Origin of the sequence: Streptomyces sirii (assembly GCF_045690365.1) — a bacterium.
GTDB lineage: Bacteria > Actinomycetota > Actinomycetes > Streptomycetales > Streptomycetaceae > Streptomyces > Streptomyces sirii.
Genome location: NZ_CP147982.1, coordinates 1,267,621 through 1,292,165, shown reverse-complemented (window position 1 = coordinate 1,292,165; position 24,545 = coordinate 1,267,621). Strand labels below are relative to the sequence as shown.

Sequence of the window (24,545 nt, the reverse complement as noted above, 5' to 3'; positions counted from 1 at the left end):
CGGCCACCGGCCCGTTGCGCGCACGAGCGGCGTCCGCCGCCCCGCCGACGCCGGGTTATGTGACGGGCAGGTACTTGTAGCCGATGCCGAAGACCGTGCTGATGGTGTCCCGCAGCCCGGGTCCCAGGCGCCGGCGCAGCCGGGCGATGTGGACATCGACGGTGCGCGTACTGGACTGGCAGCTGGGCCAGACCGCGGCCATCAGCTGCTCCCGGGTGAAGGCGCGCTGGGGGTGCAGTACCAGGTGGGCGAGCAGATCGAATTCCAGCCGCGGCAGGCAGACTTGGCGGCCTCTGATGAAGACGGTCCGGGCCGCGGTGTCGATCTGGATCGGTTCCGGCCGGGGCGCTCGGGCGGCCGGTGCCGGTTCCATGGCGCCCGGTGGCTCCTCACGCGCGGGTGCCAGAATGATGTGGACCTCGTCCGACGGCAGCCGGTGTACCGATACGGGTTCCAGGTCGTGCAGGGTCAGTTGCCACTTGCCGTCGGGGAGCCGGTCGACCGCCAGGGGTGGCCCTTCGCCGGGCCCGGCTACTACCGGGCGGCCGAAGCCGGTCTCCGGTCGCCACGCAAGCGGGGTCGTCGAGGAGTTCATAAACATGATCTGGGCCCATTCCTCTTGCAAAGCAGGCGTGTACGGACAGACATGGCGGTGCTCGACGTTCAAGGTGCTGAGATGCTTCGCGGCAGTCGCGACGCAGTCCGGTGTCGAGGCGATGGACGGCGAGCAGGCACTTCCGTCGCAGGTGCGCCCAGCGGCGGCGATCGCTCCGTTCGTGCCGTGGGAACGCTCGCGTCCACGCCCGTGGTCGGCCATGACGTGGTGCGATGCCGCGGCCTCCGGTGCAGTCGAACGCTACATGTGATCGAGTGGTTCCGGAAAGTAGCTTCCGCTAATTTCGGTTGCTCTTGAGCCGATTCCGTGTTTGCGCGGAGCCGCGTCGGGCGGCGGAGCGGCATGCCGCGTCCGGGCGGGCCGTTGTTTCCTTCCGTAAGCGCACGGGAAATTGAGGGAACGCTGTCAGATGGCGGCCGCCCGCCCTGGCTTCCATGCCGCGCCGCCCAGCCGTCCGGCATGGCTCAAAACCATCGGCCAACTGGTCGTGATCCATGGGTGGTTGTCGGGTGGTCTGTACCTGTGGGTGTGGTCGTGATGGGGTCGCGGCAGGTGTCCGACCGGCCGTCCGGCGCGCACTGTGTGGGGGGCGCCGTCCCGGCGGCCGCGTGTCGTCAGCGCGATCGTCAGCCTCGAGGGCTCATTCCGGCCTTCACCGGCCCCTGGTTCGCGCTCAAGTCGGCGTAAACGGAGGGGCGTTCGGTGATTGGTGTCCACTTGTGGAGCGCTTGTGAAGGTGTGAATATGCCAAAGAAATGACCTGCGGCGTCCCGGGGTCGCCGCGGGCGGCAAAGCGGAGGGCTTCGGGGGGTCGGCCGGAAAGTGGTTTCCTTTTCAATTTTCATCGCGGCGAAACGGTGCGGAACCAGATATTCCAGACGACTGTTTTCGCAATGAGTTGAGGGTGAGTAGGGTGTGCCCCGCTGTCACTTGACCGGTGGCGGGGTCCAGTTGAATTCGGCGCGACTGGAATGCGGTGTGGGGGATGACGCCTTCGTGACCGGGAGGGGACCATGGCGGCCGGCTCTTTCGAGGGGCAGTACGTATGGAGTCCGGCGGCCGACGATCGGGCGCTGGCGCGGGCGTGTATGGACGTCAGAGCCGGCCGGTACCTGAGTGCGCACGACGTACTGAAGGAGGCCCGGGAGGACTTCGAGGTGCGCGCCCACCGCTCGCTCGTCCTGGCGTCCGTGGCCGCCGACTCGGACCTGGCGGAGCGCTGGCTGGCCGAGGAGCCGGGGCCGGAGGCGGCGCTGCTGTGGGCGCGGGTGGCCATGCTGCGCGCCCTGCGCATGGCCGATGCCGGGGACCGTAGGCAGGGCGCGCTGGCCCGGATAGCGCAGACGGCGTGCGAGCGGGCGGCGAAGGAGCTGCCGGAGGACCCCACCCCCTGGGTCGCCCAGCTGGCACTGGCCCGGCTCGGCCGTCACCAGGACCCCGCGCCGCAGGGGCTGCTGACCGCGCCGACCGGTCCGTGGTACCTCTTCGCCCACATCCTCCGGCTCGATCCCTGGCACCGCGAGGCGCACCACCGCTTCCTGTCGGTCTTCTTCACCCGCCACGGCGGTTCGTCCGGCGCGAGCTGGGACGTCGCCGCGTTCCTGAGCCAGCGGGCCCCGGCCCACTCGCCGCTGCGGCTGCTGCCGCTGGTGGCGCTGGTCGAGGACTACAACCCGTCCGCCCTGCTCGCGGACCGCACATGGGAGCAGCCCCAGTGGATCAGCACCGCCATGGGCATCTACCGCAACTGGCTTCCGAGGGTCGCCGATTACCGCTTCACGCCGGTCCTGGACCTGGCGTACCTGGCGCATGCGCTGTTCATGGCGAAACGTGAATTCGAGGCACGGGAGGTCTTCACGGCGATGGGGCCCTATGCCTCACGCATGCCCTGGAGCGCGTTCGGCGACCCGGCCGAGCAATTGACCAAAGCCAGACGCTCCTGCGGACTGCCGGTACCGCATGATGCCTGAGTGGATGTGGCGGGTGTTGCCGTAGGCCGTTTTCCGAAGGGCGCCGCACATTTCCGTGGAAACGTTCTCGGGCGCCTCCGCACCCTCTCCGCATTCGCCACGAACGTTCGTTCCGCTCAACCCGATCAATTCTCCCCCACGAAGTCCCCAGAAAGGTTGCGGTTGTGTCCGAGCGTACCTCTCTCACTCGCTCGAAATCCCCCCACCATCCGTCGAGTCCGGCCACCCTCGATGACGACGCGACACTGCATGCCATGGGTTATCCGCGGAAACTGACCCGCAGATTCCGGGCGTTCGACAATTTCGCCATCTCCTTCACCATCATCAACATCATTTCCGGGATCTTCTCCTCCTTCGGTTTCGGGATGAACGCCGGCGGCCCGCGGATCCTGATCTTCGGCTGGGTCGCCGTATCGATCATGGTGCTGTTCGTCGGCGCCGCGATGGGCGAGATCGCCTCCGCCTACCCGACCAGCGGCGCGCTCTACTTCTCGGCCGGCAAGCTCGCCAAGCGGCATAAGGGCGCCTGGTCCTGGTACACGGGCTGGCTCAACTTCGTCGGCCAGGTCGGCGGCACGGCCGCCACCAACTTTGCCGCCGCCACCTTCATCCAGGCATTCATCGCCATGCAGTGGCCGTCCTACGAACCGACACCGCAGCAGACGGTCGGCATCACCGCGGCCATCCTTCTCGTCCAGGCGCTGGCGAACACCTATACGGTGCGGCTGGTCGCCTTGGTGAACCGGATTTCGGTGTGGTGGCTGCTGATCGGCCTGGTGGTGATCGTCGGCGCGCTGGCCCTGATTCCCGACCACCATCAGTCGCCTTCCTTCGTGACCCACTTCGTCAACAACACCGGCTTCACCCACGCGATGTACGGCGGAATGCTGGGTCTGCTCGTCACCAGCTGGACCTTCACCGGTTTCGACGGCAGCTTCCACATGTCCGAAGAGACGGTGAAGGCGACGGTCAACGCGCCCAGGGGCATCATGCGGGCCATCACCTGCTCCGCGATCACCGGGTTGATCCTGATGCTCGCCCTGGTGTACGCAATCCGCGACTACGGCCATGCCGCGACCGCCGAAGCGCCGCCGGTGCAGATTCTCATCGACGCGCTCGGGCAAAGCACCGCGAAGTTCCTGTTGTTGATCGTTATCGGCGCCATGCTGTTCTGCGGACTCGCCAACATGACCAGCAATACCCGGCAGATCTTCGCCTTCTCACGGGACGGCGCGATGCCCGGCTCGCGGTGGTGGCATTCGGTCTCCGCGCGCACCCGTACCCCCGTCAAGGCCGTCTGGCTCGCGGCGGTCTGCCCGCTGGTGCTGGTGCTGCCCGGTTGGTGGTCGCACACCGCCTTCACCGCGGTGGTGAGCGTCAACGTCGTCGGGCTGTTCCTCGCCTACGCCGTGCCCATCTTCCTGCGGCTGCGGCTGGACGACTTCCAGGCCGGACCGTGGAACCTCGGCCGCTACGGCAAGCCCGTCGCGGCGATCGCGGTGACCTGGATCCTGGTCAGCAACGTGCTGTTCATGCTGCCCCAGGCGTCCCCGATCACCCCCACCTCGTTCAACTACGCACCCATCGCGCTGGCGGTGGTGCTGGTCATCGCGACGGTGTGGTGGTTCGCCACCGCCCGGCGGCGCTTCCAGGGCCCGGTCAGCTACGGCCGCCCTGACGAGGTCGCGGCCATGGACCTCATCTAGGGGCTGGAGAACCACCCCGCCCCCCTGACCCCACCAGAAGGGACGACCCCGGCATGCCCCCGATAGGCGAAGCCCCGCACCCGCGGCCCACCACCGCCGGCGAACTCACCGTCGACACCGCCACGTCGGACGACTGGCACCAGGTGGTGCGATGGGCCGCCGACGAAGAGTGGAACCCCGGCCGCGACGACACCGCCTGCTTCCACCCCACCGACCCCGCCGGATTCTTCCTCGGCCGCCGCGCCGGCCGGGCCGTCTCCGCGGTCTCCGTCGTCAACTACTCCGACCGCTACGCCTTCCTGGGCTACTACCTGGTCCACCCCGACCTCCGCGGACAGGGCCTGGGGCTCGCCACCTGGCGCGCCGCCGTCCCGCACGCCGGCGCCCGGACCGTGGGCCTGGACGCGGTCCCCGCCCAACAACCGACGTACCGGCGCGCGGGGTTCACCCCCGCCTACGACACCATCCGCTACGGGGGCCGCCCCACCCGCCCCGACACGGTGCCGCCCCCGTATGTCGTCCCCGTCACCGGATCCCACCTCGACGCCCTGGCCGCCTACGACCGGCGCTGCTTCCCCGCCGACCGGCGGGCCTTCGTCGCCCGCTGGCTGACGGCTCCCGGCCACATCGCCCGCGCCTACGTCCGCGACGGCGCGATCGCCGGCTACGGAGTCATCCGCCCGGCCCACACCGGCCACCGCATAGGCCCGCTCTTCGCCGACACCCCCGAAGCCGCCGAGGCGCTCTTCGACGCCCTCACCGCCCGTGTCGACCCGTCCGCCGAGGTCTTCCTCGACGCCCCCGAACCCCGGCGCGCCGCCCACGACTTGGCCACCGGCCGCGGGCTGACCCCCCGCTCCCACACCGTCCGCATGTACACCGGAGTGGTCCCGCCCGCCGAGGGGCAGCGCACCTTCGGGGTGACGAGCCTGGAACTGGGCTGAGCCGCACCGCACGGACCCCGGGCGCCCTGGGACGCCCCCGGCGCGTCAGGCGCCGACGGTGCCGTCGATGCCCTCGCGGAGGAGGTCGGCGTGGCCGTTGTGGCGGGCGTACTCGTGGATCAGGTGGAGCATCACCAGGCGGAGGGAGACCTCTTCTCCCCACCGGGGCTGATAGCCCGTCACCTCTAGGGAGGCGGCCGCCTGCTCGATGCGGCGGGAGTGCGCCACCTCGGACTGCCAGGCGGCGAAGGCCTCCGAGCGGGTGGACCCGTCGGCGTCGTAGGCCGCCTGGTAGTCGCCGTCGGCCGACCAGACCAGCGGGACGTCCTCGCCGTTGATCACCCGGCGGAACCAGGTGCGCTCCACCTCGGCCATGTGCCGCACCAGGCCGAGCAGGGAGAGCGTGGAGGGCGGCATGGAGCGGCGGCGCAGCTCCTCGTCGGAGAGGCCGTCGGTCTTCATGGCGAGCGTGGCGCGGTGGAAGTCGAGATAGGCCCGCAGGGTCTCCCGCTCGCCGGCGCGTACGGGTGGGGAGGGGCGTTCGGTGGTCATGGCGGTGACGGGTTCCTTCAGGGAGGGAGGGCGCGTTCCGGGACGCGAGGTGCGGACCGTCCGCCGGGGGCCGGAACTCTCCGGCGCGTGCCGGGAGACGGCCGAGGCGATCTTCCCGGCCGGTGCGGCCCCTCGCAAGCGGATTTGTGTGCGGGCGGGCCCGCCGCAGCGTGCGGCATCGACGTGCCGGATGTCGGCACGTCGATGTCCCTCCGTATGGCTCCGCACCCCGCAGGCGGTACGGGCGCCGGACTCAGGGATTCACGGCAGATACCGCTCGATGGCGCCGGGCCCCTCCTCGGCGATGAGGCGCCTTGCCCATTCCAGACTCTGGGGGGTGGGCTCGCGTCCGGAGGCCTTGACCAGGTCCTCCGGGTCGTAGGGCCGCTCGCTACCGGTGTACAGCTGGGTCGGCCTGCGCTGGGCCGACTGCTCTCTGCCATTGGTCGTCACAGGTCCTCCTTCGTCCGCGCCCGCCGGGTCGCCGGGACCTCGCTTGGTTCCATCATGGGACCGGCTCGGCACCCCCGCACGCCCTACGCCGGTGCGGGCCCGGCCGACGGCCGCCGGGCCCCGGCGTAGTGCGGCGGAAACGCCTGCTCCGTCCAGATCGTCTTGCCGTACGGCGCGTAGCGGGTGCCCCAGCGCTGTACGAGCTGCGCGACGATGAACAGCCCCCGCCCGCCCTCGTCGTCGCTGGCGGCGTGCCGGAGGTGCGGGGAGGTGTGACCGGTGTCGGAGACCTCGGTCAGCAGGGTCAGATCGCGCAGCAGGCGCAGATGCAGCGGCCCCGCGGCGTGCCGTACGGCATTGGTGACCAGCTCGCTGACCACGAGTTCGGTGGTGTACGACAGCTCCTCCAGGCCCCACTGACGCAGCTGCCCGGTGGCCAGCTCCCGGGCCCGGCCCACCGCGGCCGGCTCGGCGGGCAGTTCCCAGGCCGCGACCTGCCGGGCGTCCAGCTCGCGGGTGCGCACCAGCAGCAGGGCGGAGTCGTCGGCGGCCGGACCGTCCGGCAGCAGCTCCGCGAGGGCCCGGTCGCACAGCTCGTCCAGCGGTCTGCGGTGGTCGGTCAGCACCCGGCCCAGCAACTCCAACCCCTCGTCGACATCCCGGTCGCGGGCCTCGACCAGCCCGTCCGTGAAGAGCGCGATCAGGCTGCCCACCGGCAGTTCGAGCTCCAGCGATTCGAACGGCAGACCCCCGAGGCCCAGTGGCGGGCCGGCCGGCAGATCCGGGAAGTCCAGCCGGCCGTCCGCGTCGACCACGGCCGGCGGCAGATGCCCGGCCCGCGCCATCGTGCAGTGCCGCGAGACCGGGTCGTAGACCGCGTACAGGCAGGTCACACCGGTGGCGACATCGTCCGGGGCGGCAGCGGGGCCGACCCGGTCCGCCCGGTCCTCGGCGGTCTGCCCCACCAGGTCGTCGAGCCGGCTCAGCAGCTCGTCGGGGGAGAGGTCGAGCCGGGCCAGGGCGCGTACGGTCGTCCTCAGCCGCCCCATGGTGGCGGCCGCCTCCAGGCCGTGGCCGACCACGTCGCCGACGACCAGCCCGACCCGGGTGCCGGAGAGCTCGATGACGTCGAACCAGTCGCCGCCGACGCCGGTCCGTTCGTCGCTGGGCAGATAGCGGTAGGCCAGATCGACCGCGGACTGCTCGGGCAGATGCTTCGGCAGCAGATTGCGCTGGAGGGTCAGCGCGGCGGTGTGCTCCCGGGCGAAGCGGCGGGCGTTGTCCAGGCACACCGCCGTCCGGGTGACCAGCTCGTCGGCCAGCTCGACCTCGCCCTTGTCGAAGAGTGACGGCAGCTCCCCGCGGCTGAAGGTCACCAGGCCCATCGGAGCCCCACCGGACCGCAGCGGCACGACCATGCTGCTCTCCCCGCGCACCATCCCGCCGGAGGACAGGCTGCGGTACGGCAGCGAACCGGGCGGGTACGCGACGCGGTACGGGCCGTGCGGCGGGGCGCCGGGCGGGTCGTCGGCGCAGCGCGTGGCGACCCGGATCAGCGGGGGCAGGGTGCCGTTGCCCGGATCCGGCTCCGCGCCCTCCAGCACGGACTGCACCAGATCGACGGCGACCAGCGCGGCGAAGTCCGGCACCGCCATCTCGGTCAGCTCCCGGGCGGTGACGGTCATGTCGAGCGTGGTGCCGATCCGGGTGCCGGCCGCCACCAGGAGGTTCAGCCGGCGCTGCGCCTGATAGCGCTCGGTGATGTCGAAGGCGTCCTCGCACACCCCGATCACCTGCCCGCGGGCGTCCTGCAGCCGGTAGTAGGAGCACGACCAGACGTGATCGGGGCCCGGGTCGGAGGGCTGCTGGCCGACGAAGTGCAGGTCGAGGATCGGTTCGCCGGTGTCGAGGACGTTGTTCATCACCTCGTCGAGGGTGCGCGGATACCCCTCGGTCACGAACTCGCCGTCGGGGTACAGCTCGTCGGCCCGGGCGCCCAGGAACTCCCGCAGCGGCTGCCCGATCTCCCGCACATACGCGGTGTTCGCCCAGGTCAGCCGCAGGTCGGTGGCGTAGATGCCCAGGCCCACCGGGGACTGGGTGGCGAGTCCGTGCAGCATCGACTGCTGGGAGTCCCACACCTGTTGTGCGTCCAGCGCGGCCGCCACCAGGATGCGGGTCGGGGCGGCACCCGCGTCGGCGGGGACGCTCAGCGAGCAGCTGGTGATCGCCACCGGCAGCAGCCGGCCGTCCCGGTGCCGCGCCGTACGGGGCTCGCTCCCGCTGAGCGACGCCTCGGGGGCACGTTCGGCCCACGCGGGACCGGCCGCCTCGGCGGCCGGCAGGAAGGTCTCCAAGGGGCGGCCGATGATCTCGCCCGGCGCGTACCCCAGGAGCCGCCGGGCCGCCGGACTCCAGCCGATGACCAGGTCCCGGGCATCCAGAACCACTGTGGCCGCCCTGGTGACGTCGAGGGGACCACGGAAGTCGGCGCTCTCGGCCGCGTTCCATGCGTTCATGGCATCAACCCAGACCGGTTCAGTACCTACAGCATCGAGCCTGATCAAGACCGGCACAACCGCGCTGCCCGACGGGACGCGCCCTTGGTGCGGCCCCGCGGTGTCGCTGGCACAGTGGGAGAGGGTGCGAGCGACAGGAGGCAGATGTCATGTCGGCCCATCGGCCCACGCCCCCGGTACGGGGCGCTCCGTGCTGGGTCAGCCTGCTGGCCCGTGATCTGGAGGCCGCGCAGGGTTTCTACTCCGCGGTCCTGGACTGGCGCTTCCGCCCGGCCAGCCTCGGCGAGGAGTTCTCCATCGCCCTCCTGGACGGTGAGCCGGTGGCCGGTATCGGCGCCCTCGCCCAGAGCCTCCAGATCGCCGTGGCCTGGACCGCGTACTTCGCGGTGGAGGACGCCGACGACACCGCGGGCCGGATCCGCGAGCGCGGTGCGACCGTCGCGGTCGGCCCGCTCAAGCTCGGCCCCGGGCGCGCCGCCCTCGCCGCCGACCGGGACGGCGCCACCTTCGGCTTCTGGGAGGGCCAGACGCTGGCCTGGTCGGTCGGGCAGGGCAATGCGCCCGCCTGTCTGGAACTGCGGACCCGGGACGCCTTCGAAGCGGCCATCTTCTACGCGGAGGTCTTCGGCTGGGCCTCGAAGGAGCCCGGCGGCTGCGATGTGACCTACGAACACGACCAGGTGATCGTCCGCGACGGTACGCACATCGTCGCCACCCTGCACGGCGGCGCCGTGGAGTCCGCCCCGGACCCGCGGGTGCGCCCCCGCTGGCACGTCCACTTCCCGGTCCGCGACATCGAGAAGGTGACGGCCGCCGCGGTCGCCGCCGGCGGCACCGCCACCCCCGTGGCCCCGGGAGTCGAGGGCGCGGGCCGGCAGGCGGTGATCCGCGACCCCGACGGCGGCATCTTCACCGTCACCGCGTCCTGACGCCCGTATCTCAGCGACCCTGCTCGGGCTCCAGCGGCGGGCACCACGCCGACTGCCGCTTCCCGCCGACCCGGCCGCAGAACCCGGCCTGGGTCGGCCGGCCCACGCCGTCGATGCGCTGCACCGACAGCAGCTTGTCCAACGGCACCTGGCGGTCCACATCGCCGCCGAAGCTGATGATCCCGCTCTCCCCGTCCAGCGCCGCGTCGCCGTGGACGCCGCTGATCGCATGCCACACCGCCGGCGGCGTCAGCGGCATCTGGGCGGCCTCCTCGCGCAGCTGCTTGACCGCGTTGACATACAGCTTGACGGCGTCGAAGCCGAGCGCCGCATGGCCGTCCAGGGAGGAGTTGGGGACCTTGGCGCACTCGTCGGGGAAGAGCCGGCTCAGCTCCGCGTACAGCTCGCTGGTGCCGTCGCAGTGCGCCGAGCCGAGGGTGAAGTCCAGGAAGTCGTAGGGGATTCCGGGGTAGTGCTCGCGCCGCTCCGCGTCGGCGGCCAGCCGCGCCACGTCGTCGCCGCCGATGAGCGTGGGCGGATCCGAGTTGCAGGACTCGTTGATTCCGCCGAGCAGCGCCTCGAAGTCCTCCGAGCGCCCCGCGTAGAACACCACACCCCGGTAGGAGCAGCTGCGCTGGCCCACCGCCCCGGGGCCGGGGGCGTCGGACGAGGGTTCCGCGCCCGGGGGCGGGGGCGGGGTGAACACCGTCTTCTCGACCTGGAATCCGCGGGCCCGGAAGCGCTTGGCGACATCGTCGCTGAGCGTCTTGCTGTACGTGTCGCTGGGATCGGCGGAGGCGATGATCCGCACCTGCCGGACCGGCTTGTCGGTGCCCGGCCCCACGAGGTGGTCGAGGTACGCGGCCGCGACCTCCGCCTCACGGGAGTTCTGCGGCGACACCTGGAAGTACATGGGGGACTGCCGCACCAGCGTGTCCGCGGACAGCGTGGTGGCCACCATCGGCAGCCCCACCGCGGTCAGCCGCCGAATCGTCCGGTTGGTCGCCTCCCGGCTCTGGTCGAGCCCGGTGACCCCGACGAGGGAGGGGTCCTGCTCCTTGAGCCGCTCCAGGATGTCCACCACCCGCGTGCCGAAGCGCATCCCCGATCCGGCGTTGGCGGGGAAGATCCGCAGGATCGGCTCGGTGGCGCCGGTGCTGCGCAGCTGCCGGGACTGGGCGCTCGCCGCGCCCTGGAGCGCCTCGCGCCCGTAGGCGAGCTGCCCGGAGGACTTGCCCGAGACGCTGAGCAGCGCGGACAGATGGACGAGGGTGACGAAGGGGCGTTCCGGCGCCGCCTTGTGCGCCTCCTCTGCGCGGGTGTTCTGGGCGTAGATGGTCTGCAGGGTCCGGTCGAGCGACGGGTCGGGGGAGTGGAAGGTGAAGCCGTGCCGGGCCACTCCGATGCACTCGCCGGTCTCCGCGGTGAGCAGGGTGTCGGCGTCGTCGTCGAACCGGCTCAGACCGCAGTGCGCCTCCCGGTAGCCGCTCTCGGTGCCCAGCACCAGCGCGCCCGTCCCCAGCAGCGCCAAGGCCGCCGAGCAGGCCGCCACCACGGAGACCACCCGGCGGGCCCACAGCGGTGGTTCGGGGATCCGCAGCCGGGCGTCCTGGGCGACCTCCAGCCGCCGCGTCAGCTCGTAGGCCTCCTCGGTGGGTGGCATCAGGCGCGGCACGCTGACCGGGAGGTACCAGGGTGCGCGGTTGCGGGCCCGGCCCTGGTGCAGAAAGGTGTCCCGCCAGCCGCCGTAGAGCCGGTCGGAGAGCCGCCACAGCTCGCTCCGGCCCCAGTCGGCGCGGACCCCGGTGCCCTCGGCGGGCGGCTCGGCGCCGCAGGCGACGACCAGCAGCGGGTCGAACGCGCCGGTCTCGTTGCGTACGTCGATGATCGTCCGGAGCAGCGTATAGCCGCAGTTGTCCGGGCCCAGGCCGTCCAGCAGTGCCACGCAGTACGCGGTGCGCCGGGCCGTCCCAGGCCGCCAGATGCGGCGGCGGAAGGCGCTGCGCAGATCCTCCAGGAACGCGTTGACCATCAACTTCCGGAGCTGTTCGGGATCTTCGACCTCGTTGTGGGGCGCGGTCAGCCGCTCGGCGAACCCGGTGAAGGTGCCCGGGTCGCGCGGTGCGAGATAGGGCTGGTTGAGCAGCCAGCGGTAGTCGCGGCCCAGCCCGCGGCGGATCCGGAACCAGGCGAGCGGTAGGACATGGACCGCGAACAGCCACACCCACCACGGCACCTTGCCGTCCACCGCCAGCTCGGTCTCCGGGGCGCGCAGCAGCCCGAACACCCGCCGGCGCCGGAACTCCCGCTCCCGCAGGCCCTGTAGCAGGGTGAGGTCGTTGCCCTCCACATCGCCCGGGTGGCTCCGGCCGCTGTCGGCGCCGACCTGGGCCAGCCAGTTGACCAGTCCGAACCGGCGGAAGCGGACCCGTCCGTCGCTGCCGTTGACGCTGAGGGCGAAGCCCTGCGCCAACCGCTCCAGGGTGCGGCGCACCGCGTCGACGGACTCCGGGTCGGCGGGCTGGGCGCCGGCTTGCAGATCGTGCAGTACGTGCGGTACCCGGCGGGGGTCGGCGTGGCCGAGGAAGTGGCTGATGCCCTTGGCGAGTTGGGCGTGGTCGTCGCCGCCGACCAGGCAGACCACGGGCAGGCCCTCGCGCCCTTGGGCCACTCCGCGGTGCCGTACGGGTTCCGGGCACTCCCGGCGGCGCGGCCTGCGCACCAGATCGGCTATCAGACGGAGCAGATGCCCGGCTCCGTGGAAGACCGGGATCACGGGGGTGACGGGGGTATGGGAATCGAGTTCGTTCGACGCCATGGTGCCCCTGAGGAAGGGTCGGAGTAGGGCCGGTCATTCTGGCACCGCTCCGTCGGCGGTCGCTATGGTTCCGCCTCGCCCAGGCGTCTCGTGGTACTCAGTGGCCCCGCCCACAGGGGATAAGGGGAGTGGGCGGGGCCGATGCGGAAGGCGAACCTCCGGGAGTGTGTGGTCAGTTCAGGGAATCACCACCGTTCATGCCGGGGTCGGCGCCGGGGTCGTCCATGCCCGCGCCGGGGTCTTCGGTGCCCGTTCCCGGGTCTTCGGTGGCCGTGCCCGGGTCTTGTGCACCGGTGCCGGTGCCCGGGTCCTCGGTGCCGGGGTCCTCCGTACCCGTGCCGGGGTCCTCCGTGCCGGTGCCCGGGTCCTGCGCTCCGGCGTCCGCGGCGCCTCCGTCGCCTCCGTCGCCGATCTCGGCCCCCGTGGCCTCCAGGGCGTCGGTGACCGGCTGGAAGAAGGTCTCGCCGCCCTGGGTGCAGTCGCCGCTGCCCCCGGAGGTCAGTCCGACGGCCGAGTCGCCGGCGAACATCGAGCCGCCGCTGTCGCCGGGCTCCGCGCAGACATCCGTCTGTATGAGGCCGTTGACGATGTCGCCGTTGCCGTAGTTCACCGTGGCGTCCAGACCGGTGACGGTGCCGTCGTGCAGCCCGGTCGTGGAGCCGGAGCGCTGCACCTTCATGCCGACGGCGGCCTCCGCGGCCTTGGTGATCTGCTGGGTGCTGCCGTTGCCCAGGTCGACCGCGCTCTGCGGCTGTGCGGCCGTGTCGTCGTAGGTGACCAGCGCGAAGTCGGTCTTGGGGAACTTGGAGTCGGCCACGGTGCCCAGCGGCTGGCCGCCGCCCTGGTCCGCCGACCAGGTCGGCGAGTCGTTGCCGCAGTGCCCCGCGGTGAGGAACGCCGGGGCGCCCTTGACCGTGACGTTGAAGCCCAGGGAGCAGCGGGCGTTGCCGCCGAAGATGGCGCTGCCGCCGACCGGCCCGGCGGCCGCCCCGCCGCCTCCGCCGTCCCCGCCGCCCGCGGCGCCACCGGCGTTCCCGCCACCCGCGTTCCCGCCACCCGCGTTCCCGCCGCTCGCGGCACCGCCCGCGTTCCCGCCTCCGTTCGCGCCCGCGCCGCCGCTTCCCGCGGCACCGCTCGCGCTCCCGCCGTCGTACCGCTGGAACTCGCCCTGGGACCGCTTGACGGTGACCAGCTCGCGCATTCCGCCGGCGGCCTTGGTCAGCTGGGCCATCTTCGCGCCGGTGACCGTTCTGTCGGCCAGCACCACGATCTTGTTCGTCTTCGGGTCGATCGACCACGCCGTGCCGGGCACCGAGGCGGTCTCGCGCAGGGTCCGCGTGCCGGACTTCAGGGCGGTCATGCTGTTGGCGACGACCTTGGCGACCGCGCCCTTGGCCCGGACGCTCTCGGCGTCGTCCTCCGACAGGACGTTCATGACCAGGTGGCCGTTCGCACCGTCCAGGTACCAGCCGGCGGCCTGGTCCCCGAGGTCCGCCTTGAGGGACGTCGCCAGCTGGGTGGCCGCGTGGGCGCCGAACGTCCGGGGGACCACTGGCCGGTCCGTGCTCGCATTGGCGTCGGGGAGCAGGATCGCCGCGGCCGCGATGGCGGCCGCGGCCGCCCCGGCGACGGCGCCCGTCCGCTTGTTCACATGTCGGTGGCTCAATTCACTGACCTCCAGGGACGCACAGGGACGAAGCACACGGGGGGCCGCGGTGCGTCGCGTCAGCACCCGTGCGAGTTGCTCACCCAGTCCTACGTAGCGCCGCCCACCCCGGTCTCACGGCCACTCAAGCTGTGATGAATTCCGCCGTTCGCGGTGGCGAACCCCTACACTCCCCGGGCTCCGCGACCGCCGGGAGCCCTGGGACCGCTGGGGCGTAAAGGGCAGCTGTGGCCACGCTTAAGAAAACCTCGATGGACCAGAAGCCCGGCATACGGAAGATTTCTAGATCGAGGCCGGGTGGCCGATATACGTCTCCCGGCAGGTCACAGCACTCTTACCTACCCACGGGAGCCGGCGCGGTGAAGGCACTGGTCAAGCAGAAGGCGGAGCCGGGACTGTGGCTCACGGAGGTCCCCGAGCCGGACTGTGGGCCGGGTGACGTACTGATCAAGGTCCTGCGCACCGGCATTTGCGGTACCGACCTGCACATCCGGGCCTGGGACGGCTGGGCGCAGCAGTCGATCGCCACCCCGCTGACCATCGGCCATGAGTTCGTCGGCGAGGTGGTGCAGACCGGCCGCGAGGTGGCCGACATCAAGCCCGGCGACCTGGTCAGCGGCGAGGGCCACCTCGTCTGCGGCAAGTGCCGCAACTGCCTGGCCGGCCGCCGCCATCTGTGCCGCGCCACCGTCGGCCTCGGCGTCGGCCGGGACGGCGCCTTCGCCGAGTACGTGGCGCTGCCCGCCGGCAACGTGTGGGTGCACCGCAGCCCCGTCGACCTCGATATCGCCGCCGTCTTCGACCCGTTCGGCAACGCCGTGCACACCGCGCTGTCGTTCCCGCTGGTCGGCGAGGACGTGCTGATCACCGGCGCCGGACCGATCGGCATCATGGCCGCGGCCGTCGCCCGGCACGCCGGCGCCCGCAATGTCATGATCACGGACGTCAGCGAGTCGCGCCTGGCACTGGCCCGCAAGGTCGGCGTCAGCCTCGCCCTCAACGTCGCCGACGCGACGATCGCGGAGGGGCAGCGCGTGCTGGGTCTGCGCGAGGGCTTCGACATCGGCCTGGAGATGTCCGGCCGCCCCGAGGCGATGCGCGACATGATCGCCAACATGACGCACGGCGGCCGGATCGCCGTACTCGGCCTGCCCGCCCAGGACTTCCCCGTCGACTGGGCCCGGATCGTCACCTCCATGATCACGATCAAGGGCATCTACGGCCGGGAGATGTTCGAGACCTGGTACGCGATGTCGGTGCTGCTGGAGGGCGGTCTCGACCTGGCGCCCGTGATCACCGGACGCTACCCCTATCAGGACTTCGACGCCGCCTTCGACGACGCCGCGAGCGGCCGCAGCGGCAAGATCATCCTCGACTGGACCGTCTGAACCTTCGGCTCGGCCCTGCGGCACGGCCCGCCGTTCCACCCCGACTCCTGGAGAAAACCCTGATGTTCGACTCCGTACGCGACGAACTGCGCGGCACCCTCGACGAGATCCGCGCCGCCGGACTGCACAAGCCCGAGCGCGTCATCGGCACCCCGCAGTCCGCCACCGTCGCGGTCACCGCGGGTGGCAACCCCGGCGAGGTCCTCAACTTCTGCGCCAACAACTACCTCGGTCTCGCCGACCACCCCGAGGTCGTCGCGGCCGCCCACGGAGCGCTCGACCGCTGGGGCTACGGCCTCGCCTCGGTCCGCTTCATCTGCGGCACCCAGGAGGTCCACAAGGAGCTGGAGCAGCGGATCGCCGGCTTCCTCGGCCAGGAGGACACCATCTTGTACTCCTCCTGCTTCGACGCCAACGGCGGCGTCTTCGAGACCCTGCTCGGCCCGGACGACGCGGTCATCTCCGACGCCCTCAACCACGCCTCCATCATCGACGGCATCCGGCTGTGCAAGGCCCGCCGCTTCCGCTACGTCAACCGCGACATGGCCGACCTGGAGCGCCAGCTGAAGGAGGCCGAGGGCGCCGGGCGCAAGCTGATCGTCACCGACGGTGTGTTCTCCATGGACGGTTATGTCGCGCCGCTGCGCGAGATCTGCGACCTGGCCGACCGCTACGGCGCCATGGTGATGGTCGACGACTCGCACGCGGTCGGCTTCGTGGGCCCCGGCGGCCGCGGCACCCCCGAACTCCACGACGTGATGGACCGCGTCGACATCATCACCGGCACCCTCGGCAAGGCCCTGGGCGGTGCCTCCGGCGGCTATGTCGCGGCCCGCGCCGAGATCGTCGCGCTGCTGCGCCAGCGCTCCCGCCCGTACCTCTTCTCCAACTCGCTCGCCCCGGTCATCGCCGCCGCCTCGCTCAAGGTCCTCGACCTGCTGGAGTCGGCCGGCGACCTGCGCGAACGGCTGCACGCGAACACCGCGCTGTTCCGCTCGCGGATGACCGAGGAGGGCTTCGACGTCCTCCCCGGCGACCACGCCATCGCGCCCGTCATGATCGGTGACGCGGCCGAGGCGGCCCGACTGGCGGAGCTGCTCCTGGAGCGCGGGGTGTACGTCATCGGCTTCTCCTACCCCGTGGTCCCGCAGGGCCAGGCGCGCATCCGCGTACAGCTGTCGGCCGCCCACTCCACCGAGGACGTCCACCGCGCCGTGGACGCCTTCGTGGCGGCGCGGTCCGACCTGGCGGCCGAGGCGGAGCCCGCCTCCGGCGTGTGAAGACCAGGGGGCGCGGCCTGCGAAAATAGCCCCATGATCGAAGCACGACGGCTGCACATCCTGCGGGCGGTGGCCGACCACCGCACGGTCACCGCCGCGGCCGCCGCGCTCTATCTCACGCCCTCGGCGGTCTCCCAGCAGCTGGCCGCCCTGGAGCAGGAGACCGGCCACCGCCTGGTGGAGCGCAGCGCCCGCGGCGTACGGCTGACCGCCGCGGGCGACATTCTGCTCGCCCACGCCAACGCGGTCCTGGCCCAGCTGGAGCGCGCCGAGTCCGAGCTGGCCGCCTACGGCTCGGGCGCGGCGGGCACGGTGACCGTCGCGGCCTTCGCCACCGGCATCGGCCTGGTCGTCGCGCCCGCGCTCACCGCGCTCGCCCGCTCCGCGCCCGGAATACAGGTCCGCGTCCAGGACGCCGAGGGCGACGCCAGCCTGCGGATGGTCCTCGATCGGCAGGTCGATGTGGCGGTGGCCGTCGAGTACCGGGGCGCGCCCCGCGCGGACGATCCACGGCTGACCCGCCTGCCGCTGTACGCCGAGCCGTTCGACGCCGTACTGCCGACCGGCCATCGCCTCGCACAGGCCGAACAGGTGGCGGTCGCCGACCTCGCCGAGGACCGCTGGATCGGCCCGTACCAGGGCAACCCCTGCCATGACGTGGTCGTCCTGGCCTGCGAGTACGCCGGATTCCAGCCGCGCCTGGAGCACTCCTCCGACGACTTCCGGGCGGTGGTCGCCCTCGCCTCCGCCGCGGCCGGCGTGGCCCTCGTCCCCCGCTCGGCCCTGCGCGACGTGGACCTGACGGGGGTGGTGGTCCGGCCGGTCGACGGGGTGGTGCCCACCCGCCGGGTCTTCGCCGCGGTACGCCGTGGAGCGGAGGAGCACCCACTGTTCCGCCCGGTCCTGGCCGCCCTCCAGGAGGCGGCGGCCGCACAGGGGTGACATCGCGGCGTTCGGGTGTCCCGCCCCGCGTAATGCGTGGTCAGGGGTGCCGGCCGTGGCAGGCTCGTCGCGGCGGCGAGGAGGCGAGGCGATGTCGATCGGCCCCACCGGCCCGGTCGGCGAGGCGCCGGCCACGGTGCCGCAGGATCCCTACGCGCTGGTGCGCACCCGCGGATATCTGAAGCTTCTGCTGGTGGCGGCGGTGATCGGCGTCCCGGTGTGCGCCGCCGCCTTCGGTTTTCTGGCGCTGATCCATGCGCTGGAGCCGCTGATCGAGCACGATCTGCCGCGGGCGCTGGGCTTCGCCGGGACACCGCTGTGGTGGCCGGTGCCGATGCTCGCGGTGGCCGGTCTGCTGGTCGGGCTGACCATCCGCTACCTCCCCGGCAACGGCGGCCATGAGCCGGCCGACGGACTGGCGCTCGGCGGCGCGCCGCCGCCCTCCGCCCTGCCCGGCATCGTGCTCGCCGCCCTGGCGTCCCTCAGCTTCGGCGTGGTGCTCGGCCCGGAGGCGCCGCTGATCGCCCTCGGCGGCGGGCTGGCCATGTGCGCCGTACCGCTGATGAACCCGGGCCTGCCGAAGCGGGCGCTGCCCGTCGTGGGCGCGGCCGGTAGTTTCGCGGCGATCAGCGCCCTGCTCGGCTCCCCGCTCCTGGGCGCCTTCCTGCTGATGGAGGTGGTGGGGCTGGGCGGTCCGATGCTGGGGATGGTGCTGCTGCCCGGCCTGCTCGCGTCCGGCCTGGGAGCGCTGATCTTCACCGGGCTGGGGGACTGGACCGGCCTCGGCACGTATTCGCTCACGCTGGACGACGTCCCCACGGCCGCGGAGCCGATGGTCGGGGAGTTCGGCTGGGCCGTGGTCATCGGGCTGGCGGCCGCGCTCCTGGCGACCGGCGTACGGCGGCTCGCGCAGCTGCTGAAGGCACGCGTCGCGCGGCACCGGGTGCCCGCCACGGTGTTGGCCGGCCTGGTGGTCGGCGCGCTCGCGGTCGGATTCGCGGCGGCCAGCGGCAAGCCCGCCACCGAGGTGCTCTATTCGGGGCAGTCGGCGCTGGGGTCGCTGGTGCACGGCGGCGCCGGCTATTCGGCGGCGGCGCTGGTGCTGCTCGTGCTGTGCAAGAGCCTGGCGTACTGCGCCTCGCTCAGCGCCTTCCGGGGAGGCCCGATCTTTCCGGCGCTGTTCATCGGGGAGGCGGGCGGGGTGGCGCTGTCGCATCTGCCGGGCCTGTCGCTCACCCCGGCGTTCGCGATGGGGATCGGGGCGATGGCGGTGTCGATGCTCCGGCTTCCGATGAGCTCGGTGCTGCTGGCCACGCTGCTGATGGGCAGCAACGGGCTCACGGTCATGCCGCTGGTGATCGTCGCGGTGGTCGTGGCGTACGTCGTGGTGCTGCGGCTCACCCCGGTCCCGTCTGCCGCGTCCACCGCGCCCGCCGCCGCGCCGTCGAGCGCCTGACCGGCCGTCGGCTCACCGGCGCGGTGTGCGGCCGGTTGTGGTCCAGGTGGCCAACTGGCGCTGTGTCCAGGTGTTGATGACCCGGTCCGCCGGGACGCCGCACTCCTCGGCGCGGGCGCAGCCGTAGATCTGCCAGTCCAGTTGGCCCGGCGCGTGCGCGTCGCTGTCGACGGCGAACAGGGTCCCGGCCGCCAGCGCCTGGCGGAGCAGCCGGCGCGGGGGATCGAAGCGGTCGGGACGGCAGTTGATCTCCACGGCCGTGTGGTGCTCGGCGCAGGCCGCGAACACCGCCTCGGCGTCGAACTGCGACTCCGGGCGCAGCTTGCCGGTGATCTGCCGCCCGGTGCAGTGGCCGAGGACGTCCACCAGCGGATTGCGGACCGCGGCCAGCAGCCGCCGGGTCATCGGTGCCTTGTCCATGCGCAGCTTGGAGTGCACCGAGGCGACCACCACATCGAGCCGGGCCAGCAGCTCCGGCTCCTGGTCGAGGGTGCCGTCGTCGAGGATGTCGCACTCGATCCCGGTCAGCAGCCGGAACGGCGCCAGCCGCTCGTTGACCTCCGCCACCAGCGCCAGTTGCCGGCGCAGCCGCTCGGCGGTCAGCCCGTGGGCGACGGTGAGCCGGGGGGAGTGGTCGGTCAGCGCACACCACTCGTGGCCGAGGTCGCGGGCGGCCCTGGCCATCGCCTCGACCGGGCTGCCCCCGTCCGACCAGTCCGAATGCAGATGGCAGTCGCCGCGCAGCGCCTGCCGCAGCCGCTGTCCCCCTTCCCCCTCGACCAGCGGGCCGCCCACTTCGTCCTCCAGGCGGGCGAGGTATTCGGGCCGCACGCCCACGAGGGCCTCTTCGACCACCCGGGTGGTTTTGGGCCCGAGCCCCTTCAGGCGTCCCAGCGAGTGGTGGTCCGCGCGGGTGCGCACCTCGTCGTCCGGCAGGGCGGCGATCGCCGTGGCGGCCGTGCGGAAGGCCTGTACGCGGTAGGTCGCCGCCCCCTGGCGCTCCAGGAGGAAGGCGATGCGCTCCAGCGCCTCGACGGGCTCCACGTATGCCGCTCCTTCCCGGGGTGCCCGGCCCTTTCAGGTCCCAGTTGCCGGGTCCCCTTCACGGTGCCCCACCCCGAGGCGGGCTGCCACCGCGGGTGATACCGGCGGTAAATCGCCCTTTTCCGCCGAGTCGGAAGCCGTGCCGTTATGCGGCTATGTCCGTTCTCGGTGTGGTCGATCCGATTGCTTCGGAATGACACACGGATAGTGCTGATGATTCCGTTCAATACGTTCTGCAGCCTCAATACCGGCCCGAGAAATCTGGGTGAATCGGGCGCAGTTAAAGCTCTTGCAACATTCGGCGGGGTTCGTTGGGGGGTGTGCTGTGGAGTTCTGGATCTGTCGGGTGGTCAAGTGCCGTAAAAATTGACCGCCTTCAAGGAATCTGCACACCGAATGTGCAGTCGGCACACGGACTCCGGTGCCGGATACCCGCGCTGACCTGCGCATCATCGGTTTGGTGCGGGAATGTCCCGTTCGTCGAACACGGTCCCGACGGATCTCCGGAGAGGAAACCGCAGGACTTGTGAAGAAGCTGCCACCGATTCATGGATGCGCGTGCACGACACGTAATTTGGCGGAGCTTCGACGTCCGGTTCGGCAGCCGTCGGATTAGCCGCACAACGCGCCTGCATGCTTTGATCCTTCGCACTGCGGGAGTCACACCAACGGTTCCCGATTTCGGGCCCCGGACTCCTGCTGCCGTGGTCGGACCCGCCCACCGGACGGTTCGGCCGCAGCTTTTTCGAGATATTCATCCGAAGGGAAACATCATGAACTCCACCCCCCAGGTTCAGACCCAGGAAATCTCCGACGCCGACCTGGACAACGTGTCCGGTGGCCTCGTCGGCGGCGTGGTCGGTTCCGTGACCGGCACCGTTGACTCCGTTGCCCCGGTCTCCCCCCTCGTCGGCGAGGTCACCGGCCTGGTCGGCGGCACCACCGGCGTGAACACCGGCGCCGTCACGGGCCTCGTCTCCGGTCTCTGAGCCCCCTGTGCCGCCGAGCGGCACGGCCGGCTTTGAACGGTGACAACGGCAGGTCGGCGCCCCCTCCTTGCCGACCTGCCGGGCCGTGTGCCCCGGATCCGCCCGGCTCGCCGGGCCCCGGGGCACCCGGCCGCCATCCGTCTGACAGCACACCGCAGTTGAGGGAAGAGTGTCGTGCAGTTCCGCCAACAGGCCCTTTCCAAGCTGCAGTCGCCCGAGGAAATCGATCTGCCGGTGCGCTTCGCCCGGCCCCAGGGCTGGCTGGTGCTGATCGTCACGGTCCTCGTCGTGATCGCCGCGGCCGTCTGGGCGGTGACCGGAACCGTCTCCGCCACCCTCAACGCATCCGGGATCCTCACCTACGGCCAGGGCAGCTACATCCTGCAGAGCCCCGTCGCGGGCCAGGTCACCGCCGTGTTCGCCGAAGAAGGCCGGCGGGTGGCCGCCGGCAGCCCCGTCCTGAAGGTCCGTACCGCGCAGGGCACCACCGTCGTACGTTCCCTCGCCGCCGGACGGCTGACCACGATGGTCGCCGCGATCGGCTCGGTCGTCACCACCGGAGCGGACGTGGCCTCCGTGGAACGCGTCGCGCACACCGACGACCCCCTGACGGCGACGCTGTACGTCTCGGCCGAAAGCGGCGCCACCGTCCCCGTCGGCGCCCCGGTGGACCTCACCGTGCAGTCCGTGCCCAACCAGCGGTACGGCGTACTGCGCGGCCGGGTCAAGGCCGTCGGCCGGATGGCCCAGACCCGCCAGCGGATCGGCGCCTACCTGGGCAGCAGCCAGCTCGGAGAGCAGTTCTCGAAAGCCGGCCCGCCCGTCGCGGTCCTGGTGCAGCTCGACGCCGCCCCGCAGAACAGGTCCGGCTACGCCTGGTCGACCTCCGACGGCCCGCCCTACGCCGTCGACTCCATGACGCTGGCCAACGGAGCGGTCCACCTCGCCGCGCAGCACCCGATCGATTGGCTGCTGCCATGACCGCACCCCACGACTCCGCGCCCGCCCCGCAGCAGCAACTCCCGCCGCCCGGCCGCGGCCGGCACCGCCCCGAGGCCGCGCCCGGCGCCCGCCGGACCCGCCGTGCCGCGCCGCCCGCACCGAAGACCAAGAAGCCCGGGTCCGTCCGCACGCCCACCGTCCTGCAGATGGAGGCCGTGGAGTGCGGCGCCGCCTCCCTGGCCATGGTCCTCGCCCACTACGGAAAGCACGTCCCGCTCGAAGAGCTGCGGATCGCCTGCGGCGTCTCCCGCGACGGCTCCCGCGCCAGCAACCTGCTCAAGGCGGCCCGCTCCTACGGCCTGACGGCCAAGGGCATGCAGATGGAACCGGCCGCCCTCGCCGAGGTCACGGCACCGGCCATCCTCTTCTGGGAGTTCAACCACTACGTCGTCTACGACGGCGCGGGCCGCCGCTTCGGTCGCCGCGGCGTGCACATCAACGACCCCGACAAGGGCCGCCGCTTCGTGGCGACGGAGGACTTCGACACCAGCTTCACCGGCGTCGCCCTGGTCTTCGAGCCGTCCGAGTCCTTCCGCAAGGGTGGCCGCAAACCCGGCGTCCTGAGCGCCGTGCCCGCCCGGTTGCGCGGCACCACCGGCACCCTGCTGGCCGCGCTGCTCGCCAGCCTGCTGCTGGTCGCGGTCGGCGCCGCGGTGCCCGCGCTGAGCCGTACGTACATCGACATGTTCCTGATCGGCAACCAGACCTCGCTGCTGGGGCCGCTGTTCGCGTCGATGGCGGCGATGGTGGTGCTGACCGCCGTACTGACCGGGCTGCAACAGGCGAACCTGCTGCGCGGCCGGATCATCTCCTCCACCCTCACCAGCGCCCGCTTCCTGCGCCATCTGCTCAGGCTGCCGGTCACCTTCTTCGCCCAGCGCAGCCCCGCCGACCTGGTCCAGCGGCTGCAGTCCAACGACGCGGTCGCCGAGACCCTGGCCCGCGACCTCGCCGCCGCCGGCGTGGACGGCATCGTCGTCGTCCTCTACGCGGTCCTGCTGTGGAGCTACGACCCCCAGCTGACCGTCATCGGCATCGGGATCGCGCTGCTCAACGTCGTCGCGATGCGGATCGTCGTCCGGCTGCGCGCCACCCACACCCAGAAGCTGCGCGCCGACACCGCCCGGCTCACCAACACCTCCTACACCGGCCTTCAGCTCATCGAGACGATGAAGGCCACCGGCGGGGAGAACGGCTACTTCCGCCGCTGGGCCGGCCAGCACGCCGCCACGCTGGAGGTACAGCAGCGGCTCGGGGTGCCGAGCGCCTGGCTGGCCGTCGTCGCCCCCACCCTCGCCACCCTCAACAGCGCGCTGATCCTGTGGATCGGCGGACTGCGGGCCGTCGAGGGCCACATCTCCATCGGCCTGCTGGTCGCCTTCCAGGCGCTGGTCACCCGCTTCACCGCGCCCATCACCCGGCTCAACGGGGTCGCCGGCCGGATCCAGGACTTCGCCGCCGACGTGGCCCGCCTCAAGGACGTCGAGTCCTTCCCCGCCGACACCCTCTACTCGCGCCCGGGCACGGCGGGCGGCACCCGTCGGCTCACCGGCCACGTGGAGCTGGAGGACATCACCTTCGGCTACAGCCCGCTGGACAAACCGCTGCTCACCGGCTTCTCCCTCGCGGTGGGCCCCGGCCGGCAGGTCGCCCTCGTCGGTGGCTCGGGCAGTGGCAAGTCCACCGTCTCCCGGCTGATCTCCGGCCTCTACAGCCCCTGGGAAGGCACCATCCGCATCGACGGACAGCGCCTGGAGGACCTCTCCCGCAGCGCGCTGGCCGCCTCCGTCTCCTTCGTCGACCAGGACGTCTTCCTCTTCGAGGGCACCGTCCGCGACAACGTGGCGCTGTGGGACCCCTCCATCCCGGACGACGCGGTCATCACCGCCCTGAAGGACGCCGCCCTCTACGACGACGTCATCGCCCGGCGCCCCGACGGCATATACAGCCGCGTCGAGCAGGACGGCCGCAACTTCTCCGGCGGGCAGCGCCAGCGGCTGGAGATCGCCCGCGCCCTGGTCCGGCGCCCGAGCATCCTGGTCCTCGACGAGGTCACCAGCGCCCTGGACGCCCGGACCGAGCAGATCATCATGGACAACCTGCGACGCCGCGGCTGCGCCTGCGTCGTCATCGCCCACCGGCTGAGCACCGTCCGCGACAGCGACGAGATCGTGGTCCTCGACCACGGCGTGGTCGTCGAACGAGGCCGGCACGAGGACCTGGTCGCCGCCGGGGGCGCGTACGCCGAGCTGGTCAAGGAGCACTGACGTG

The 24,545-nt window shown here is 71.7% G+C and carries 19 protein-coding genes; 12 read left to right on the top strand and 7 right to left on the bottom strand.

The genetic code is table 11. The annotated features are described in order from the left end of the window. Nucleotides 1-55 precede the first annotated feature (55 nt). Nucleotides 56-595: a winged helix-turn-helix domain-containing protein gene (locus WAB15_RS06040; protein ID WP_399150645.1), complete on the bottom strand. Its 540-nt coding sequence runs from the start codon at nt 593-595 to the stop codon at nt 56-58. Between the two features lie 4 nt (nt 596-599). Here WAB15_RS06040 and WAB15_RS06035 point away from each other — a divergent pair, with 4 nt between their 5' ends. The 4 genes from WAB15_RS06035 (at nt 600) to WAB15_RS06020 (ending at nt 5,236) form a co-directional block, all read left to right on the top strand. Next, nucleotides 600-866: a hypothetical protein gene (locus tag WAB15_RS06035; RefSeq protein ID WP_407285585.1), complete on the top strand. Its 267-nt coding sequence runs from the start codon at nt 600-602 to the stop codon at nt 864-866. 763 nt (nt 867-1,629) lie between these two features. After that, nucleotides 1,630-2,586 (top strand): hypothetical protein, encoded by a 957-nt coding sequence (locus WAB15_RS06030; protein ID WP_399150644.1) that lies wholly within the window; start codon nt 1,630-1,632, stop codon nt 2,584-2,586. Between the two features lie 254 nt (nt 2,587-2,840). Then, nucleotides 2,841-4,292 (top strand): amino acid permease, encoded by a 1,452-nt coding sequence (locus WAB15_RS06025; protein ID WP_399150643.1) that lies wholly within the window; start codon nt 2,841-2,843, stop codon nt 4,290-4,292. A 53-nt stretch (nt 4,293-4,345) separates the two neighbouring features. Next, the gene (locus WAB15_RS06020; RefSeq protein WP_407285584.1) at nt 4,346-5,236 is read left to right on the top strand and encodes a GNAT family N-acetyltransferase; all 891 of its coding nucleotides are present in this window, start codon (nt 4,346-4,348) and stop codon (nt 5,234-5,236) included. A 45-nt stretch (nt 5,237-5,281) separates the two neighbouring features. Here the strand turns inward: WAB15_RS06020 and WAB15_RS06015 are convergent, their stop codons facing one another. The 3 genes from WAB15_RS06015 to WAB15_RS06005 all read right to left on the bottom strand — a co-directional run bounded on the left by WAB15_RS06015 (nt 5,282) and on the right by WAB15_RS06005 (nt 8,760). Continuing rightward, a complete protein-coding gene (locus WAB15_RS06015) occupies nt 5,282-5,788 on the bottom strand; it encodes a DinB family protein (protein ID WP_407285583.1) in 507 nt (168 codons plus the stop codon). A gap of 261 nt (nt 5,789-6,049) precedes the next feature. Further along, a complete protein-coding gene (locus tag WAB15_RS06010; RefSeq protein ID WP_399150640.1) occupies nt 6,050-6,241 on the bottom strand; it encodes a hypothetical protein in 192 nt (63 codons plus the stop codon). Between the two features lie 83 nt (nt 6,242-6,324). After that, nucleotides 6,325-8,760 (bottom strand): SpoIIE family protein phosphatase, encoded by a 2,436-nt coding sequence (locus WAB15_RS06005; RefSeq protein WP_407285582.1) that lies wholly within the window; start codon nt 8,758-8,760, stop codon nt 6,325-6,327. 149 nt (nt 8,761-8,909) lie between these two features. Here WAB15_RS06005 and WAB15_RS06000 point away from each other — a divergent pair, with 149 nt between their 5' ends. Continuing rightward, nucleotides 8,910-9,689 carry a VOC family protein gene (locus tag WAB15_RS06000; protein ID WP_407285581.1) on the top strand — a complete coding sequence of 260 codons (780 nt, stop codon included), beginning with the start codon at nt 8,910-8,912 and terminating at the stop codon, nt 9,687-9,689. Between the two features lie 10 nt (nt 9,690-9,699). Here the strand turns inward: WAB15_RS06000 and WAB15_RS05995 are convergent, their stop codons facing one another. Further along, nucleotides 9,700-12,507 (bottom strand): ABC transporter substrate-binding protein, encoded by a 2,808-nt coding sequence (locus WAB15_RS05995; RefSeq protein ID WP_407285580.1) that lies wholly within the window; start codon nt 12,505-12,507, stop codon nt 9,700-9,702. Between the two features lie 172 nt (nt 12,508-12,679). After that, complete coding sequence (locus WAB15_RS05990) at nt 12,680-14,158, bottom strand: S1 family peptidase (protein ID WP_407285579.1); 1,479 nt, start codon at nt 14,156-14,158, stop codon at nt 12,680-12,682. Between the two features lie 374 nt (nt 14,159-14,532). Here WAB15_RS05990 and tdh point away from each other — a divergent pair, with 374 nt between their 5' ends. The 4 genes from tdh (at nt 14,533) to WAB15_RS05970 (ending at nt 19,239) form a co-directional block, all read left to right on the top strand. Further along, complete coding sequence (gene tdh, locus WAB15_RS05985) at nt 14,533-15,561, top strand: L-threonine 3-dehydrogenase (protein WP_399150635.1); 1,029 nt, start codon at nt 14,533-14,535, stop codon at nt 15,559-15,561. Nucleotides 15,562-15,623: 62 nt separating this feature from the next. Further along, on the top strand, nt 15,624-16,841 hold the full coding sequence (locus WAB15_RS05980; RefSeq protein WP_399150634.1) for a glycine C-acetyltransferase: 1,218 nt from the start codon (nt 15,624-15,626) through the stop codon (nt 16,839-16,841). A gap of 33 nt (nt 16,842-16,874) precedes the next feature. Continuing rightward, a complete protein-coding gene (locus WAB15_RS05975) occupies nt 16,875-17,783 on the top strand; it encodes a LysR family transcriptional regulator (protein WP_399150633.1) in 909 nt (302 codons plus the stop codon). A 91-nt stretch (nt 17,784-17,874) separates the two neighbouring features. Next, a complete protein-coding gene (locus tag WAB15_RS05970; RefSeq protein ID WP_407285578.1) occupies nt 17,875-19,239 on the top strand; it encodes a chloride channel protein in 1,365 nt (454 codons plus the stop codon). A gap of 12 nt (nt 19,240-19,251) precedes the next feature. Here WAB15_RS05970 and WAB15_RS05965 read toward each other — a convergent pair whose 3' ends face one another. Further along, a complete protein-coding gene (locus tag WAB15_RS05965) occupies nt 19,252-20,283 on the bottom strand; it encodes a PHP domain-containing protein (RefSeq protein WP_399150631.1) in 1,032 nt (343 codons plus the stop codon). A gap of 773 nt (nt 20,284-21,056) precedes the next feature. On the opposite strand from WAB15_RS05965, the gene WAB15_RS05960 reads away from it, so the two are divergent. The 3 genes from WAB15_RS05960 to WAB15_RS05950 all read left to right on the top strand — a co-directional run bounded on the left by WAB15_RS05960 (nt 21,057) and on the right by WAB15_RS05950 (nt 24,541). Continuing rightward, entirely contained in the window at nt 21,057-21,272 is a 216-nt protein-coding gene (locus WAB15_RS05960; RefSeq protein ID WP_399150630.1) for a type A2 lantipeptide, read from the top strand. Between the two features lie 174 nt (nt 21,273-21,446). After that, a complete protein-coding gene (locus WAB15_RS05955; protein WP_399147379.1) occupies nt 21,447-22,253 on the top strand; it encodes an HlyD family efflux transporter periplasmic adaptor subunit in 807 nt (268 codons plus the stop codon). Further along, nucleotides 22,250-24,541 (top strand): NHLP family bacteriocin export ABC transporter peptidase/permease/ATPase subunit, encoded by a 2,292-nt coding sequence (locus tag WAB15_RS05950; RefSeq protein WP_399147380.1) that lies wholly within the window; start codon nt 22,250-22,252, stop codon nt 24,539-24,541. The genes WAB15_RS05955 and WAB15_RS05950 overlap by 4 nt, the downstream gene beginning before the upstream one ends. The last annotated feature ends 4 nt before the right edge of the window (nt 24,542-24,545 follow it).